This is a genomic window from Bacillus cereus group sp. BfR-BA-01383 (genome assembly GCF_022663495.1).
Lineage (GTDB): Bacteria > Bacillota > Bacilli > Bacillales > Bacillaceae_G > Bacillus_A > Bacillus_A cereus_AU.
The window spans coordinates 1-16,325 of sequence record NZ_JAKUFP010000055.1 but is presented as its reverse complement, the minus strand read 5'-3'; the positions used below and the strand labels follow the sequence as shown (position 1 = coordinate 16,325).

Below are 16,325 nucleotides of genomic sequence, written 5' to 3'. Positions count from 1 at the left end.
GCAACCAAATGGTCCCGTGGTGTAGTGGTTAACATGCCTGCCTGTCACGCAGGAGATCGCCGGTTCGACCCCGGTCGGGACCGCCATTTTATATAAAGAAAAGAACGAAACAAGTTGTTTCGTATTTTTTTATTTGTTTTAACAAAAAACTAATAAAGACAGTCAAACTATCCTTAGGAAAACTCCTAAGGACTTTTTTATATATTTAAAACCTGTATAATAAAAAGCAGAGAACATTGTGAGCAAAGTAGGTGAAGTCTGTGAGTAAATATGAAGTAACAACAAAATCTTCTGAGGAAACACAAAGGTTATCAGAAAAATTAGGTGAACTTGTAAAGGCACAAGATGTAATTATTTTAGAAGGCGATCTTGGAGCTGGCAAAACGACTTTTACAAAAGGACTAGCAAAAGGTCTTGGAGTGAAAAGAGTCGTAAACAGCCCTACTTTTAACATTATTAAAGAATATAAAGGAAGATTACCTTTATATCATATGGATGTGTATCGTTTAGCAGAAAGTGAAGAAGACTTAGGTTTTGATGAGTATTTCTACGGTGAAGGAATCACAGTAGTGGAATGGGCTCATTTAATAGAAGCTTATTTGCCAAATGAAAAGTTACAAATTAGTTTATTCCATGCTGGAGATGACACCAGAAAAATTGTACTCGAGCCAATTGGAGATCGCTATATTAGATTATGTGAGGAGCTATTACAAGATGAAAGTACTAGCAATTGATACTTCAAATTACGTAATGGGTGTATCCCTTATTGAGGAAGGAAACGTGATTGGGGAAATCATTACAAATTTAACGAAAAACCATTCTGTACGTCTTATGCCAGCTGTAGAACAATTGTTAAAAGAGTGTGGTGTAAAACCGAAAGAATTAACTAAAATCGTTGTAGCTGCTGGACCTGGATCTTATACAGGTGTTCGTATTGGTGTGACAGCGGCCAAAACGTTAGCTTGGTCACTTCAAATACCAATTGTAGGTGTATCAAGTTTAGAAGTAGTTGCTGCAAACGGCGCTAATTTTAATGGACTAATTTGTCCTTTATTTGATGGAAGACGCGGACAAATTTATACTGGGTTATATACATATGAAGGAGAGCAGCTAACTTCAATAGAAGAAGACCGAATTATTCTTATTGTAGACTGGTTGCAGATGTTAAAAGATAAAGGACAGCCTGTTTTATTTATTGGTAACGATGTTAAACTGCATAAAGAAACAATTGTAGAACATTTAGGCGATCAAGCTGTATTTGCACCTTTTACTAAGAATAACCCAAGACCAAGTGAGCTAGCATTTTTAGGATTACAAAAAGAAGAGCAAGATGTGCATACGTTTGTTCCGAGTTACCTTCGTTTAGCTGAAGCTGAAACAAAATGGTTAGAAAGTCAAAAGAAGTAGGGGTCTTTAGAAAATGGATATGATATTTAGAAAGATGGCACTCGATGATATTGCTCAAATTGTAGCTATTGAAGAAGCATCTTTTTCAACTCCTTGGACTGCAGATGCCTTTCACCGTGAATTAGCGATGAATGAACATGCACATTATGTTGTGCTAGAAAAAGATGGTCGCGTAATTGGTTATTGTGGATTGTGGATAATTATTGATGAATCACATATAACAAATATAGCTATTTTGCCAGAATATAGAGGTCAAAAGCTAGGGGATGCCTTATTGAAAGAAGTTATTTCCCAGGCGAAAGAAGTAGGGGTAAAAACGATGACACTTGAAGTACGCGTATCAAATGAAGCAGCAAAGCAGTTATACAGGAAATACGGATTTCAAAATGGTGGAATTCGTAAACGATACTATGCAGACAATCAGGAAGATGGTCTTGTAATGTGGGTGAATATATAATGGAAAAAAATACGATTATACTTGGTATTGAAACAAGCTGTGATGAAACAGCAGTAGCAGTTGTTAAAAACGGAACGGAAATCATTGCGGATGTCGTCGCATCACAAATTGAAAGCCATAAACGTTTTGGTGGGGTTGTACCAGAGATTGCATCCCGCCATCATGTAGAAGAAATTACAGTTGTGTTAGAAGAAGCTTTAAAAGAAGCGGATATAACTTTTGAAGATATTGATGCAATTGCTGTAACAGAAGGACCTGGTTTAGTAGGAGCACTTTTAATAGGAGTAAATGCAGCGAAGGCAGTAGCCTTTGCGCACGATATTCCTCTAGTTGGTGTTCATCATATTGCTGGCCATATTTACGCGAACCGTTTAGTCAAAGAAGTTCAATTCCCACTATTATCACTTGTTGTATCTGGTGGACATACAGAGCTTGTTTATATGAAAGAACACGGTTCATTTGAAGTGATTGGTGAAACACGAGATGATGCAGCAGGAGAAGCATATGATAAAGTAGCTCGTACGTTATCCATGCCATATCCAGGTGGTCCTCATATTGATCGCCTTGCGCATGAAGGGAAGCCGACAATCGATTTGCCTCGTGCATGGCTAGAACCGGATTCGTATGATTTCAGCTTTAGTGGATTGAAATCAGCAGTTATCAACACTGTGCATAACGCAAAACAACGTGGTATAGAAATTGCGCCAGAAGATTTAGCAGCAAGTTTCCAAGAAAGTGTAATCGATGTACTTGTAACGAAAGCAGCTCGTGCAGCGGAAGCTTATAACGTAAAGCAAGTACTTCTTGCTGGTGGAGTAGCTGCTAATAAAGGACTTCGTGCACGTTTAGAAGCGGAATTTGCGCAAAAAGAAAATATTGAGCTAATTATTCCACCGTTGTCTTTATGCACAGATAATGCAGCGATGATCGCAGCGGCAGGGACAATTGCTTATGAACAAGGAAAGCGTGCAACATTAGCTTTAAATGCAAATCCAGGATTAGATATTGAAGCCTAGTTATGCACAAAATTAACCACAGACTGTGGATAAAACCCGTATTATCTGTTGATAATATGGGTTTTATTGTGTATATAAAATGTTGATAACTTTTTTCTTTTCTGTGGATAATGTGGAAAAGTTATTTTGAGGTTTATATTATAAAGGTGGATATGTGTATAACGTTGTGGATAAAATAGATGAAGTCTGACCTTTGATATATCTTTTTCTGGGAAATAAAATAGAGGTGAATATCAGAAAAGATATTTCGGGATAATCTTCTATTAATACGTGGATCGGTACCAATGTCAAACTTTGTCGGTAAATCGATATTCTCTGTCGAATCGTTGATATATTTAGAGTTATGATGGATATATTTGAAAAATCGTTGATATATTTCAATTTGTGGTAGATATATTTGAAAAATTGTTCATGTACCATGAAGTTGCTTCCAACTAGAAAATAAAAAGGATGTCGCATAGTCAAAAATCTCGACTTATGAGACATCCTTCTTATTAAAATGCTCTTATAAATGCAGTTCTTCCCATTCTGCCATACAAGCTTCAAGTTGTTCTTGTAGTGTTTGCTTTTTAGTTGTAATTTCACTAGTCTTTTCATAATCGGCATATATTTCTGGTAAGCAAAGCTGATCTTCTAACGTAGCAATTTCTTCTTCAAATTCTACGATATTTTGTTCCAGTTCTTCAATTTTTCTAGTGCGTTGACGCTCTAGTTTTTTACGCTCTTTTTCTTCTAGATAATTTAACTTTTCTTGTGCAACCACCTTTTGAACAGGTGTGTCATTTTCTTGCTGTTCAAGCTCTGCACGTTCAATCATTTCGTTTTTCTTTTCAACGTAGTAATCGTAATCCCCTAAATATTCCTGTGCACCTTCTGTTGATAACTCAATAACAGTTGTTGTTACACGATTAATAAAGTAGCGGTCATGTGAGACGAATAGAAGAGTCCCTGGATAATCAATTAAAGCATTCTCCAAAATCTCTTTACTATTTAAATCAAGATGGTTCGTAGGTTCATCGAGAATTAATAAATTTGATTTTTGCATCATAAGTTTTGCGAGAGCTAATCGAGCTTTTTGTCCACCACTAAGAGAAGATACTGGTTTTAATACATCATCCCCTGTGAATAAGAAGTTGCCGAGTATAGTGCGGATCTCTTTTTCAGGTTGCAGTGGATATTCATCCCATAGTTCATTTAACACGCGTTTAGAAGATGTTAAGTTTGCTTGTTCCTGATCATAATAACCAACAGATACATTTGAACCGAAAGCAACATCTCCGTGTAAGAGTTGTAACTTATTCACAATGGATTTTAATAATGTAGATTTTCCAATTCCGTTAGGTCCAACTAAGGCAACACTATCTCCGCGAGTTAAGCGCATAGTTACATGTTCAATAATAGGTTCTCCATCATAGCCAATGGCTGCATCTTTTACTTGTAAAACATCATTCCCACTTTGTTTTTCGATATCGAAGTGGAAGGATGCTGACTTAGAATCGCCTAATGGTCTTGTTAATAATTCCATTCGGTCCAATTGTTTACGACGGCTTTGCGCACGTTTTGTCGTAGATGCACGAGCTATATTTTTTTGAACGAAGTCTTCAAGCTTGGCGATTTCATCTTGTTGTTTTTCGTAACGTTTCATTTCTTGCTCGTATAAAGCTGATTTTAAATCTAAATATTTACTGTAGTTACCAACAAATCGTCTACTCTCTTTATTCGAAATTTCATATACTTGTGTAACGAGTTTGTCTAAGAAATAACGGTCATGGGAAACGATTAGTATCGCACCAGGATAACCTTGTAAATATTGTTCAAGCCATGTTAATGTTTCGATGTCTAAATGGTTTGTAGGCTCGTCTAAAATAAGTAAGTCTGGTTTCGTTAATAATAATTTACCAAGAGCTAATCGTGTTTTTTGCCCACCGCTTAATGTAGAAATCGTCGTCTGGTGCGTTTCAACTGGAAAACCAAGGCCGCTTAAAATTGAACGAATATCTGCTTCGTACTGATAGCCACCTTGATCTTTATAATCTAATTGTAGTTGGTCATAATCAGCTAATAATTTTTCGTATGTAGCCGCATTCGAAAAGTTTTCTTCTTTTCCCATCTCTTGCTCTAGCCTTCGAAGTTTTGTCTCCATTTGCTGTAAATGTGTAAAGACGGTTAACATTTCATCCCAAATTGTTAAAGACGTTTCTAATCCGGTATTTTGAGCTAAATACCCCATTGAGACATCTTTCGGTTTTATAATTTCACCACCATCATGAGATAGCTCACCAGCTATTATTTTTAATAATGTAGATTTTCCGGCCCCATTTCGTCCGACTAATGCGATACGATCTTTCGTTTGTACTTCCAATTTTATGTTTGCAAGAATCGTTTCTGCACCGTATAATTTCGAAAGTCCGTTTACTTGTAATAAAATCAATGTTTTCACCTCAAATAATTTCTTAACTTTGCCATGTTTATATTTCTCAATCATACTAAAAATAGTGTATAGTTTAAAATAAAGAGAGAATACTTCTTCTCTTTATTATACAAGGAAATTCATGAGTGCTAAACTTCTGTATTTGATTCAAGTATATGAATAAAGATAGGAAGAGAGGAGAGGTTATATGGATCAGCAAAAAATTCCACAAGCCACTGCCAAACGATTGCCTCTATACTATCGATTTATCCAAAACTTATCTCTTTCTGGTAAGCAACGTGTTTCATCAGCCGAATTGAGTGAAGCGGTAAAGGTTGATTCCGCAACTATTCGAAGAGATTTTTCATATTTTGGAGCGTTAGGGAAAAAAGGGTATGGATATAACGTAAATTATTTATTATCATTTTTCCGTGAAACACTCGACCAAGATGATATAACACGTGTAGCACTTATTGGAGTAGGTAATTTAGGGACCGCTTTCTTACATTATAATTTCACGAAAAACAATAATACAAAAATTGAGATGGCATTTGACGTTAGTGAAGAGAAAGTTGGAACAGAAATCGGGGGCATTCCTGTATATCATTTAGATGAATTAGAAGAACGTTTATCAACTGATATACAAGTGGCAATATTAACAGTACCGGCTACAGTAGCACAATCTGTGGCAGATAGATTGGCAGAAACGAACGTGCATGGTATTTTAAATTTTACACCAGCACGCTTAAATGTGTCAGAAAATATAAGAATTCATCATATTGATTTAGCTGTAGAGTTACAAACACTTGTTTACTTTTTGAAAAATTATCCACAATAAAACGCAGAGGAAGCGACCTCTGCGTTTTATTATTGTTTTTTCTTTGTGAATTTGACTAATATAAGGCGAAGTGCCAAATTAAAATCAATTGTTGCCATCACTGCAAATAGTATTGTCCACATATTCCAGATTGTATCTGTTACGTTCGTAATGGCGAAACGTGTAAAGATACATCCAAGAAGGAAGTACAATGCAGCCATGAACAATGGTGAGTTTCTCATACTAAAAATCCTCCGATAAAGCCTTGCATTTTCTCAGCTTCTTTAATCATTTCTTGAATTTGCTCATTGCTTACTGCAATTTGAGCGACTGCAACGAGTGTATTCATCAAAACATGAGCTGCAATTGGAACGATAATACGCTTCGTTTTTACATATAAAAAGGCGAATACGAGCCCCATAGCAGTGTATACCAATAAGTGAGTAAAATCAAAATGAATCGCCGCAAATACAAGAGAACTAATGATAGCGGCAATAAAGAAGTTAAACTTCTTATAAAGTGTACCAAATAAAATTTTTCTAAATACGATTTCTTCTAAGATAGGTCCGATTATAGATACAACAATAAGGAACCAAGGTGTGGTTCTTGCTATGTCCATCAGCCTTGCTGTATTTTCAGATCCAGGCTTAATGTCCAGTAAATACATTTCAATCATACCAGCGATACTTTGTGAGAAAAATGCTAAGAAGAACCCGATAAAAATCCATCCAATTGTAGCTGGAACAGTAGAGCGCATTTTATCTAAATGTCGATCGCGAATGTCTGTTCTGAGTAACCAAAGTACAACGCATAATGCAATGAAAAAGCTAATAATCGCCCAATGGCCAGTTATGATTTGTCCCTTTTCCTCGGTGGTAAATCCTCTATTATCATAGAGACCTGTTTTTAAGAGTAATGGTAATCCAACAATTCCAGATAACTGCATTAAAATGTATGTAACGATAACCCACCAATATTGTTTCTTCAAATGGTTTAACCATCCTTTCTAACTCTAGTGTATGAGATAAAGTAGGATAACATGTAAATATGCTACCTATCATATAAACTTTCATTCGAATTATGATTTTTTTGTAAATCTGTATTTGAAATTAAAATAGAAGACAGGAAAAAGTTGTGTGTGTAGCGAAAACAACTTAGGGTGTCTTTCATATTGTAACATACGAGTGGTGGAAACAACGATTCATATAGTAAAGGTAGTAGAAGAAGGATTTTATATAGAAAAGTATATATAGTAATTTGCGAAAAAATTATGATTTTTTTACTTGCAAAAGAAATTGAGATTATTTATTATTATAAGTGTGTTAGCACTCGGGTGACTTGAGTGCTAATAAATAAAATTTACATAACAAAATGAGGAGGTTATTGTTCATGCTAAAGCCATTAGGTGATCGCGTTGTAATTGAGCTTGTTCAAGCAGAAGAAAAAACAGCAAGTGGTATTGTATTACCAGACACTGCAAAAGAAAAACCACAAGAGGGTAAAGTAGTTGCAGCAGGTACTGGTCGAGTGCTTGAAAATGGTGAGCGTGTTGCTTTAGAGGTAGCAGCAGGTGATCTTATCATCTTCTCAAAATATGCAGGTACTGAAGTGAAATACGAAGGTAAAGAGTACTTGATTTTACGTGAAAGTGACATTTTAGCGGTTATCGGTTAATTATATAAATCTTAAAAAATCCAAGGGGGTCAATTATTATGGCAAAAGATATTAAATTTAGTGAAGAAGCACGTCGTTCGATGCTTCGCGGTGTCGACACTCTTGCAAATGCAGTAAAAGTAACGCTTGGACCAAAAGGTCGTAACGTTGTACTTGAGAAAAAATTCGGTTCACCACTTATTACAAATGATGGTGTAACGATCGCAAAAGAAATCGAATTAGAAGATGCATTCGAAAACATGGGTGCAAAATTAGTAGCAGAAGTTGCTAGCAAAACAAATGATGTAGCTGGTGACGGAACAACAACTGCAACTGTATTAGCGCAAGCTATGATTCGTGAAGGTCTTAAAAACGTAACAGCAGGAGCTAACCCAATGGGTCTTCGTAAAGGTATCGAAAAAGCTGTTACTGCTGCAATTGAAGAATTAAAAGCGATTTCTAAACCAATCGAAGGTAAATCTTCAATCGCACAAGTAGCTGCTATTTCTGCGGCTGACGAAGAAGTAGGTCAATTAATCGCTGAAGCAATGGAGCGCGTTGGTAACGACGGCGTTATTACTTTAGAAGAATCTAAAGGATTCACAACAGAATTAGACGTAGTAGAAGGTATGCAATTTGATCGTGGATATGCATCTCCTTACATGATTACTGATTCTGACAAAATGGAAGCAGTTCTTGATAACCCATATATCTTAATTACTGACAAGAAGATTTCTAACATTCAAGAAATCTTACCAGTATTAGAGCAAGTGGTACAACAAGGTAAACCACTTCTTATCATTGCTGAAGATGTAGAAGGCGAAGCGTTAGCTACATTAGTAGTGAACAAACTTCGTGGTACATTCAATGTAGTAGCTGTTAAAGCTCCTGGATTTGGTGACCGTCGTAAAGCAATGCTAGAAGATATCGCAATCTTAACTGGTGGCGAAGTAATCACTGAAGAATTAGGACGTGACTTAAAATCTGCTACAGTTGAATCTTTAGGACGCGCTGGTAAAATCGTTGTAACGAAAGAAAACACAACTGTAGTTGAAGGTATTGGAAATTCACAACAAATCGAAGCTCGCATTGGTCAAATCCGTGCGCAATTAGAAGAAACAACTTCTGAATTCGATCGTGAAAAATTACAAGAGCGTCTTGCGAAACTTGCGGGCGGCGTAGCAGTAATTAAAGTAGGTGCAGCAACTGAAACTGAGTTAAAAGAGCGCAAACTTCGCATTGAAGATGCACTTAACTCAACTCGTGCAGCAGTAGAAGAAGGTATCGTTGCAGGTGGTGGTACTTCACTTATGAACGTATACACGAAAGTAGCTTCTATCGTAGCTGAAGGCGACGAAGCAACAGGTATCAATATCGTACTTCGTGCACTAGAAGAGCCAGTTCGTCAAATCGCAATCAACGCTGGTCTAGAAGGATCTGTAGTTGTAGAGCGTCTAAAAGGCGAAAAAGTAGGCGTTGGTTTCAACGCAGCTACTGGCGAATGGGTTAACATGCTTGAAACTGGTATCGTAGATCCAGCTAAAGTAACTCGTTCTGCACTTCAAAACGCAGCATCTGTTGCAGCTATGTTCTTAACAACTGAAGCTGTAGTTGCTGACAAGCCAGAACCAGCTGGTGCTGCTGGAATGCCTGACATGGGCGGCATGGGCATGGGCGGTATGGGCGGAATGATGTAATTCCGTTTGCTCGAAAACATCCACTTCTATATAGAAGTGGATGTTTTTTTCATGTTTTTGAGGGCAGGAAATTAATTTCTGTAGAATTTTGTCGCTTTCTCTCTTGACCATATTGATACTTCATTGTTAGAATCTAGGAAGATAATATAAAACGATCCTTCATATATCCTCAATGATATGGTTTGAGAGTCTCTACCGGGTTACCGTAAACAACCTGACTATGAAGGCAGTGTGTCTTATATTTATAAAGAGCGGAGACTATCTTTCTTTATAAAGCCAGACCCCTGCCTTTTCTTTGTTATGAGACTAGAGGCGGAGGACTGGCTTTTTTTATTATATTGGTAATGCTTTTCGCCTAAATTGGTGAAAATATTTATATACGAGAACTAACGTTGGGGTGATTATTTTGAAGAAACAGCATGATACAATTATCGTTTTAGATTTTGGGAGTCAGTACAATCAGTTAATAGCACGTCGAATTCGTGAGTTCGGTGTATACAGTGAACTTCATCCACATACAATTACTGCAGAAGAAATTAAAGCAATGAATCCAAAAGGGATCATTTTCTCTGGTGGACCAAATAGTGTATACGGTGAAGGTGCATTACATTGTGATGAAAAAATCTTTGAACTAGGATTACCGATTTTCGGTATTTGTTACGGTATGCAGCTTATGACACAACAATTCGGTGGTAAAGTAGAACGTGCAAACCACCGTGAGTACGGAAAAGCTGTTCTTAAAGTAGAGAATGAATCAAAATTATATGCGAACCTTCCAGAAGAGCAAGTTGTATGGATGAGTCATGGTGACTTAGTAACTGGTTTACCTGAAGGATTCGTAGTAGACGCAACAAGTGAATCTTGCCCAATTGCTGGTATGAGCAATGAAGCGAAAAACTTATACGGTGTACAATTCCACCCAGAAGTACGTCACTCTGAGCACGGTAACGATTTAATTAAAAACTTCGTATTCGGCGTATGTGGTTGTTCTGAAGGATGGAACATGGAGAACTTTATCGAAGTAGAATTAGAAAAGATCCGTGAAACTGTTGGAGACAAAAAAGTACTATGCGCACTTAGTGGCGGTGTAGACTCTTCTGTTGTAGCAGTATTAATTCATAAAGCAATCGGTGATCAATTAACATGTATTTTCGTTGACCACGGCTTACTTCGTAAAGGCGAAGCGGAAGGCGTTATGAAAACATTTAGCGAAGGCTTCCATATGAACGTTATTAAAGTGGATGCACAAGAGCGCTTCATGAACAAGTTAAAAGGTGTAGAAGATCCAGAGCAAAAACGTAAAATCATCGGTAACGAATTCATTTACGTATTTGATGATGAAGCTTCTAAATTACAAGGAATGGACTTCCTAGCGCAAGGTACACTTTACACGGACATCGTTGAAAGTGGTACAGCAACTGCACAAACAATTAAATCTCACCATAACGTTGGTGGACTTCCAGAAGACATGCAGTTCAAATTAATTGAGCCTTTAAACACTTTATTTAAAGATGAAGTACGTGTATTAGGATCAGAACTAGGAATTCCTGATGAAATCGTATGGCGTCAACCATTCCCAGGACCAGGTCTTGGTATTCGTGTATTAGGTGAAATCACAGAAGAGAAATTAGAAATCGTTCGTGAATCTGATGCGATTTTACGTGAAGAAATTATTAAAGCAGGATTAGACCGCGAGATTTGGCAATACTTCACTGCGCTTCCTGGTATGCGTAGCGTAGGTGTTATGGGTGACGAGCGTACTTACGATTACACAGTAGGTATCCGTGCAGTAACATCTATCGACGGTATGACAGCTGACTGGGCACGTATCCCTTGGGACGTATTGGAGAAAATCTCTGTACGTATCGTAAACGAAGTAAAACACGTTAACCGTATCGTGTATGATGTAACGAGTAAGCCACCAGCAACTATTGAGTGGGAATAGTAAAAATGAGCTATAAACCTTTTTAATAAGGTTTATAGCTTTTTTTATAAATTGTAGCCAAAAAAGAGTTAAATGTTTGCGTGTGTTGAAGATAATGCGTTAGAGGGATGATGAGTATATATAACCTCTTGGCTACGGATGTTGAACTACCTATTTTAAAAAGCGATAATGACAACATTAAATCATTTAATGATTTGCTAGGACTAGGCTATAAAGAGAAGGAGTTACATCATCTCTTTGGAGGAATGTTAAAAGGGTTAGCATTGGATAAAAATGAAAAGATATTCCTTATTAATGTTGATGGTGAAGAGGGGCATCTTTTAATTTACGAAGATCATCAAAATCAATTGGTCAGATACTACTCAAAGAAGAAAAACATTTATAAGATAGAAAATAATAATAGTAAGCTACTACCACAGTATGTGAAAGAGTATTTAAATAGCATTACTATACCTTAAAAGGATATTGAATTATGGCATACATGGTTAGATGAATATGAGTTAGAGAATGTAGAGTATGAAAAAATGTTCTAACTTACAGTTAATAAGTTAGAACATTTTTTCAGTGATTATACATATATAAACCAAAAAGTAATGGTAATAAGAAGAAATTGGTGCGCAAAAAGCTTTTATAGCGAACGAAAACATAAAAATTTTAAATAATGTTCGTTTTTAAATTGACAAAACCACTTCCTCGAGTTAATATGAGTATGTAATTCAAACGAAAAGTGAATATTATGCCGTCGTATAATATCGGGGATATGGCCCGAAAGTTTCTACCTAGCTACCGTAAATGGCTTGACTACGAGGCGTTTGTATAAAGATGAGGGGAAACTTGTCTTTGTTTATAGAACGCTTCCATGTATATGCAATGGAAGCCTTTTTTATTCTTATAGATAAAAGAGGGCTAGGGTGAAATACGGCGAGTAATCATATAACGGGGGAAACGTAAGATGAAACGCTATTTTCAGTTTGATGAACTCGGTACAAATTATAAGACTGAGTTCATAGCAGGGTTAACGACATTTCTATCTATGGCTTACGTACTATTTGTCAATCCTGCTACGCTGTCGCTTGGAAATGTTAAAGGGTTACCGGCAGGTACAGGAATGGATCCAGGTGCAGTATTTGTTGCTACAGCATTAGCAGCGGCGATTGGTTCGCTAATTATGGGGATTTTCGCGAAGTATCCAATTGCTTTAGCGCCAGGTATGGGAATTAACGCGTTCTTTGCTTATACAGCAGTGTTAACGATGGGGATTCCGTGGCAAACAGCAATTGCAGGAACGTTAATGTCAGGTATTATCTTTATTATTCTTACAGCTTCAGGTATTCGTGAAAAAATCATTAATGCAATTCCATCAGAGTTAAAGTTTGCAGTAGCAGCAGGTATCGGATTGTTCATTGCATTCCTTGGATTCCAAAATGCCGGAATTATCGTAAAGAATGATGCTGTTCTTGTTGGGTTGGGGGACTTAACAAAGGGCACAACGTTACTAGCGATCTTCGGAGTTGTTATTACAATCATCTTCATGATTAAGAAAATCAATGGTGCAGTATTCTACGGTATGATTCTTACAGCAATCTTAGGAGTGGCAACAGGATTAATCGATACTCCGAAAGCTGTAGTGGGAGCAATACCGAGTCTAGAACCAACGTTCGGTGTGGCGTTAACACACTTCGGAGATATTTTCACTGTTCAAATGGGGATTGTTATTATAACGTTCTTCTTCATCGACTTCTTTGATACAGCAGGTACGCTTGTAGCGGTTGCGAATCAAGCAGGATTAATGAAGAACAATAAATTACCACGTGCGGGAAAAGCATTATTTGCAGATGCGATTGCAACTGTAATCGGTGCGATCTTAGGTACATCAACAACAACGTCTTACATTGAATCGTCTGCAGGGGTAGCGGCAGGAGGACGTTCTGGATTTACAGCAGTTGTAACAGCAGGATTCTTCTTACTGGCACTTTTTTTCTCACCATTATTAAGTGTTGTAACACCAGCTGTAACAGCGCCAGCATTAATTATTGTAGGAATCTTGATGGTTTCATCTTTAGGAGAAATTGATTGGAAGAAATTCGAGATTGCAGTACCAGCATTCTTTACAATCATCTCTATGCCACTTACGTATAGTATCGCAACGGGAATCGCGATAGGATTTATCTTCTATCCAATTACAATGGTTGTGAGTGGTCGTCGTAAAGAGGTTCATCCAATTATGTATGTTATGGGAGTTTTATTCGTACTATATTTCATCTACGTTCGTAAATAAGAGGGGTTTTTGAAAGGTCTAGACTTAAGGGGAGTCTAGACCTTTTTTGCGTCTTCAGAAAATCTTAAGGATTTCCGAGCGTTTTTCTTCAGAAGTTTTTCTATAATAGAAGTTAGGGATTAAAAAGTACTGGGGGAGATATTGTGGCACAGGAAACAATACTTGTCGTAGATGATGAAAAAGAAATTCGAAATTTAATTACAATCTATTTAAAGAACGAAGGATATAAAGTACTACAAGCAGGAGACGGGGAAGAAGGATTACGCCTACTAGAAGAAAATGAAGTACATTTAGTTGTATTAGATATTATGATGCCGAAAGTAGATGGCATTCATATGTGTATGAAGGTAAGAGAAGCAAAAGAAATGCCGATTATTATGCTTTCAGCAAAAACGCAGGATATGGATAAAATTTTAGGGCTAACAACAGGTGCAGATGATTACGTAACGAAACCATTTAATCCGTTAGAGTTAATCGCAAGAATTAAATCTCAGCTACGTCGTTATATGAAAATGAATGGTTTTGCTATTCAAAATGAGGACGAGCTAGAAATTGGAGATATGAAAATAAACATTTCGACCCATAAGGTAATTGTGGAGGGGGAAGAAGTGAAGCTAACACCGAGGGAATTTTCAATTTTAGAATTGTTAGCTAGAAATCCAGGTATGGTCTTTAGTGCGGAGCAAATTTATGAGAAGGTTTGGAACGAAAGGTCTTTCCAGTCTGATAATACTGTAATGGTACATATTCGGAAAGTGCGTGAAAAGATTGAAGAGAATCCGAGGAAACCTAGATATATAAAAACAGTATGGGGAGTGGGGTATAAGATTGAAAAAGATATTTAATCCGTTTACTTACGTTAGGAAAATCCGAGAATTAATTAGAAAGATAGTGAAAAGTGTGAAACGGAGTATACGAATTCAACTTATTACTGCATTTACTGCTTGTGCGTTATTAGGGCTTTTGTCAGCAAAGGCAGCAGCTCCGTTTTTTGAGAATGCGAATCGGGAGGCTACGATTGATTATCGGGCTGGTATGGAACAAATTAATCAACAAGCTCAAAGCATGGCGGATAGTTCGGTTCATGAAAATAAATTAGAAGCTATATCAAGTATGATTGAAATAGAGAATCAAAATTTAGAACAAGACTCTAGAGCTTTAAAAGTATTGGTTACTGACGAGAGCGGTAAAGTCTTATATAAAACGAAGCAGGCGCAAGAAGAACAAATTGATTTGCACAATACGATTAGTAATGCAGCATCATTTGCGATTAATTATGCAAATGGTAGAAATGAATTTGAAAGTACGAGAAAAGAATTTATAGCTTTTGCACCTATTACAATTGAAGGAAAGAATTTATACATGTTTGTTAGTGGGATTCCGGAAGGCGAAGTAATATATGATACACAAGAAGGGCCGTTTCCGTTTTTCATAGGGGTGCTTGTATTCATTTTCTCTTTTTTCTATATAACAAAGAGAAAGATGAAGCAAATTGAAGCGATGGCACAAGGTGTAAAAGAAATAAAAAAAGGCAACTTAGCTTACCGTATTGAGAAAAAAGGTGAGGATGAGATTGCGGCTTTAACTGAGAATATTAACAATATGGCAGAAGAGCTTATGAATAATATAGAAAAAGAGCGTAAACTAGAGAAGCAAAAGAATGAGCTTATTACGAATGTATCTCATGATCTGCGTACACCACTTACTTCTATTATGGGGTACTTACGATTACTTCGAGATTCTAAATATGAAAATAAAGAACAACATGATGAGTATACGAGAATTGCTTTTGCGAAGTCGGAGCAGTTAAAGAATTTAATAGAAGATTTATTTGAGTATACGAAGTTAACGAATGAACAAGTTATATTAGAAAAACAAGATGTATGTATAAACGAATTACTTGAGCAGTTAATAGAAGAGTTAGTACCGCAGGCGGAAGAACATGGACTTACGTTTGTTAAAAAATTTCCCGAGGAACGTGCCTATGCATCGATTGATTCGGAAAAGATGGTTCGTGTATTTGATAATTTACTAATGAATGCGATTAAGTATAGTAAAGATGATGGAGAGATAAAAGTTTCTTTTCAAAGGCAGCGTAGGGATATACAAATTGTAATTGCGAATCATAGTGAAGAGTTTACGAGAGAAGAGTTAGCGAATCTATTTGAACGTTTTTATAAGAAGGATCAATCTCGAAGTAGAGTAACAGAAGGTTCTGGACTCGGGCTGGCGATTGCGAAAAGTATTGTTGAATTGCAGGGTGGTAGTATACGAGCAGAATATGAGGACAGTATTATTCAATTTATCGTTTCGTTACCAATTATAGATAAAAAGTAAATGAATAGAGTTATATGTGATAAAAAGGCTTATTTGAAAAAGAATAAGCCTTTTTATATTTTTTTAGAAAAACATGTTGACGATTAGTATATAGAGGTGTAATATAGAACAAGTCGCCGGTAGCAACAACGCAGAAAGCGACAAACAAAATGAAAAACTTAGTTGACATTAACTAACGAAGATGTTAACATAAGGGAGTCGCAAATGAGCGACAAAGAAGTTCTTTGAAAACTGAACGAAACAAACAACGTGAAACGTCAATTTTTATTTTTAGATGCTAGACAAACTAACTTTATTGGAGAGTTTGA

15 protein-coding genes, 1 tRNA gene and 2 riboswitches are annotated in these 16,325 nt (G+C 36.6%); of the genes, 13 read left to right on the top strand and 3 right to left on the bottom strand.

Annotation, left to right across the window (positions count from 1 at the left end):
* Nucleotides 1-10: 10 nt before the first annotated feature.
* The 5 genes from MR065_RS25675 (at nucleotide 11) to tsaD (ending at nucleotide 2,880) form a co-directional block, all read left to right on the top strand.
* Nucleotides 11-86, top strand: a tRNA-Asp gene (locus MR065_RS25675).
* Between the two features lie 174 nt (nucleotides 87-260).
* Nucleotides 261-734 (top strand): tRNA (adenosine(37)-N6)-threonylcarbamoyltransferase complex ATPase subunit type 1 TsaE, encoded by a 474-nt coding sequence (gene tsaE, locus MR065_RS25670; protein WP_097905633.1) that lies wholly within the window; start codon nucleotides 261-263, stop codon nucleotides 732-734.
* Nucleotides 715-1,407, top strand: a complete 693-nt coding sequence (gene tsaB, locus MR065_RS25665; protein ID WP_242215537.1) for a tRNA (adenosine(37)-N6)-threonylcarbamoyltransferase complex dimerization subunit type 1 TsaB — start codon at nucleotides 715-717, stop codon at nucleotides 1,405-1,407. Before tsaE ends, tsaB begins: the two co-directional genes overlap by 20 nt.
* 13 nt (nucleotides 1,408-1,420) lie before the next feature.
* The gene (gene rimI / locus MR065_RS25660; protein WP_242215536.1) at nucleotides 1,421-1,864 is read left to right on the top strand and encodes a ribosomal protein S18-alanine N-acetyltransferase; all 444 of its coding nucleotides are present in this window, start codon (nucleotides 1,421-1,423) and stop codon (nucleotides 1,862-1,864) included.
* Nucleotides 1,864-2,880: a tRNA (adenosine(37)-N6)-threonylcarbamoyltransferase complex transferase subunit TsaD gene (tsaD, locus tag MR065_RS25655; RefSeq protein WP_097905631.1), complete on the top strand. Its 1,017-nt coding sequence runs from the start codon at nucleotides 1,864-1,866 to the stop codon at nucleotides 2,878-2,880. The genes rimI and tsaD overlap by 1 nt, the downstream gene beginning before the upstream one ends.
* 505 nt (nucleotides 2,881-3,385) lie before the next feature.
* Here tsaD and MR065_RS25650 read toward each other — a convergent pair.
* Nucleotides 3,386-5,311 (bottom strand): ABC-F family ATP-binding cassette domain-containing protein, encoded by a 1,926-nt coding sequence (locus MR065_RS25650; protein ID WP_242215534.1) that lies wholly within the window; start codon nucleotides 5,309-5,311, stop codon nucleotides 3,386-3,388.
* 187 nt (nucleotides 5,312-5,498) lie between these two features.
* On the opposite strand from MR065_RS25650, the gene MR065_RS25645 reads away from it, so the two are divergent.
* Nucleotides 5,499-6,128, top strand: a complete 630-nt coding sequence (locus MR065_RS25645) for a redox-sensing transcriptional repressor Rex (RefSeq protein WP_000372704.1) — start codon at nucleotides 5,499-5,501, stop codon at nucleotides 6,126-6,128.
* A gap of 29 nt (nucleotides 6,129-6,157) precedes the next feature.
* Here MR065_RS25645 and MR065_RS25640 read toward each other — a convergent pair whose 3' ends face one another.
* Both MR065_RS25640 and MR065_RS25635 read right to left on the bottom strand, forming a co-directional pair.
* Complete coding sequence (locus tag MR065_RS25640; RefSeq protein WP_001246201.1) at nucleotides 6,158-6,349, bottom strand: YdiK family protein; 192 nt, start codon at nucleotides 6,347-6,349, stop codon at nucleotides 6,158-6,160.
* The gene (locus MR065_RS25635; protein WP_097905629.1) at nucleotides 6,346-7,095 is read right to left on the bottom strand and encodes a CPBP family intramembrane glutamic endopeptidase; all 750 of its coding nucleotides are present in this window, start codon (nucleotides 7,093-7,095) and stop codon (nucleotides 6,346-6,348) included. Before MR065_RS25635 ends, MR065_RS25640 begins: the two co-directional genes overlap by 4 nt.
* A gap of 401 nt (nucleotides 7,096-7,496) precedes the next feature.
* Here MR065_RS25635 and groES point away from each other — a divergent pair, with 401 nt between their 5' ends.
* The 7 genes from groES to MR065_RS25600 all read left to right on the top strand — a co-directional run bounded on the left by groES (nucleotide 7,497) and on the right by MR065_RS25600 (nucleotide 16,017).
* Nucleotides 7,497-7,781, top strand: coding sequence for a co-chaperone GroES (groES, locus tag MR065_RS25630; protein ID WP_000917307.1), 285 nt, complete (start codon nucleotides 7,497-7,499; stop codon nucleotides 7,779-7,781).
* Nucleotides 7,782-7,819: 38 nt separating this feature from the next.
* On the top strand, nucleotides 7,820-9,457 hold the full coding sequence (gene groL / locus MR065_RS25625) for a chaperonin GroEL (protein WP_001029986.1): 1,638 nt from the start codon (nucleotides 7,820-7,822) through the stop codon (nucleotides 9,455-9,457).
* A 139-nt stretch (nucleotides 9,458-9,596) separates the two neighbouring features.
* Nucleotides 9,597-9,698: riboswitch (purine riboswitch) on the top strand.
* A gap of 165 nt (nucleotides 9,699-9,863) precedes the next feature.
* Nucleotides 9,864-11,402 (top strand): glutamine-hydrolyzing GMP synthase, encoded by a 1,539-nt coding sequence (gene guaA / locus MR065_RS25620; RefSeq protein WP_023520892.1) that lies wholly within the window; start codon nucleotides 9,864-9,866, stop codon nucleotides 11,400-11,402.
* Nucleotides 11,403-11,512: 110 nt separating this feature from the next.
* A complete protein-coding gene (locus MR065_RS25615; RefSeq protein ID WP_242215533.1) occupies nucleotides 11,513-11,860 on the top strand; it encodes a hypothetical protein in 348 nt (115 codons plus the stop codon).
* 264 nt (nucleotides 11,861-12,124) lie between these two features.
* A riboswitch (purine riboswitch) is annotated at nucleotides 12,125-12,226 on the top strand.
* Between the two features lie 128 nt (nucleotides 12,227-12,354).
* On the top strand, nucleotides 12,355-13,680 hold the full coding sequence (locus tag MR065_RS25610; protein ID WP_097905623.1) for an NCS2 family permease: 1,326 nt from the start codon (nucleotides 12,355-12,357) through the stop codon (nucleotides 13,678-13,680).
* 143 nt (nucleotides 13,681-13,823) lie between these two features.
* Nucleotides 13,824-14,525, top strand: coding sequence for a response regulator transcription factor (locus MR065_RS25605; RefSeq protein WP_097905622.1), 702 nt, complete (start codon nucleotides 13,824-13,826; stop codon nucleotides 14,523-14,525).
* Nucleotides 14,509-16,017: a sensor histidine kinase gene (locus tag MR065_RS25600; protein ID WP_242215531.1), complete on the top strand. Its 1,509-nt coding sequence runs from the start codon at nucleotides 14,509-14,511 to the stop codon at nucleotides 16,015-16,017. Before MR065_RS25605 ends, MR065_RS25600 begins: the two co-directional genes overlap by 17 nt.
* The last annotated feature ends 308 nt before the right edge of the window (nucleotides 16,018-16,325 follow it).

Excerpts from the sequence above, each read along its gene's own strand:
- MR065_RS25640 (WP_001246201.1), bottom strand. The coding sequence starts at position 6,349 with ATGAGAAACTCACCATTGTTCATGGCTGCATTGTACTTCCTTCTTGGA.
- rimI (WP_242215536.1), top strand. The coding sequence starts at position 1,421 with ATGGATATGATATTTAGAAAGATGGCACTCGATGATATTGCTCAAATT.
- groES (WP_000917307.1), top strand. The coding sequence starts at position 7,497 with ATGCTAAAGCCATTAGGTGATCGCGTTGTAATTGAGCTTGTTCAAGCA.
- tsaB (WP_242215537.1), top strand. The coding sequence starts at position 715 with ATGAAAGTACTAGCAATTGATACTTCAAATTACGTAATGGGTGTATCC.
- groL (WP_001029986.1), top strand. The coding sequence starts at position 7,820 with ATGGCAAAAGATATTAAATTTAGTGAAGAAGCACGTCGTTCGATGCTT.
- tsaD (WP_097905631.1), top strand. The coding sequence starts at position 1,864 with ATGGAAAAAAATACGATTATACTTGGTATTGAAACAAGCTGTGATGAA.
- MR065_RS25615 (WP_242215533.1), top strand. The coding sequence starts at position 11,513 with ATGAGTATATATAACCTCTTGGCTACGGATGTTGAACTACCTATTTTA.
- MR065_RS25645 (WP_000372704.1), top strand. The coding sequence starts at position 5,499 with ATGGATCAGCAAAAAATTCCACAAGCCACTGCCAAACGATTGCCTCTA.
- MR065_RS25610 (WP_097905623.1), top strand. The coding sequence starts at position 12,355 with ATGAAACGCTATTTTCAGTTTGATGAACTCGGTACAAATTATAAGACT.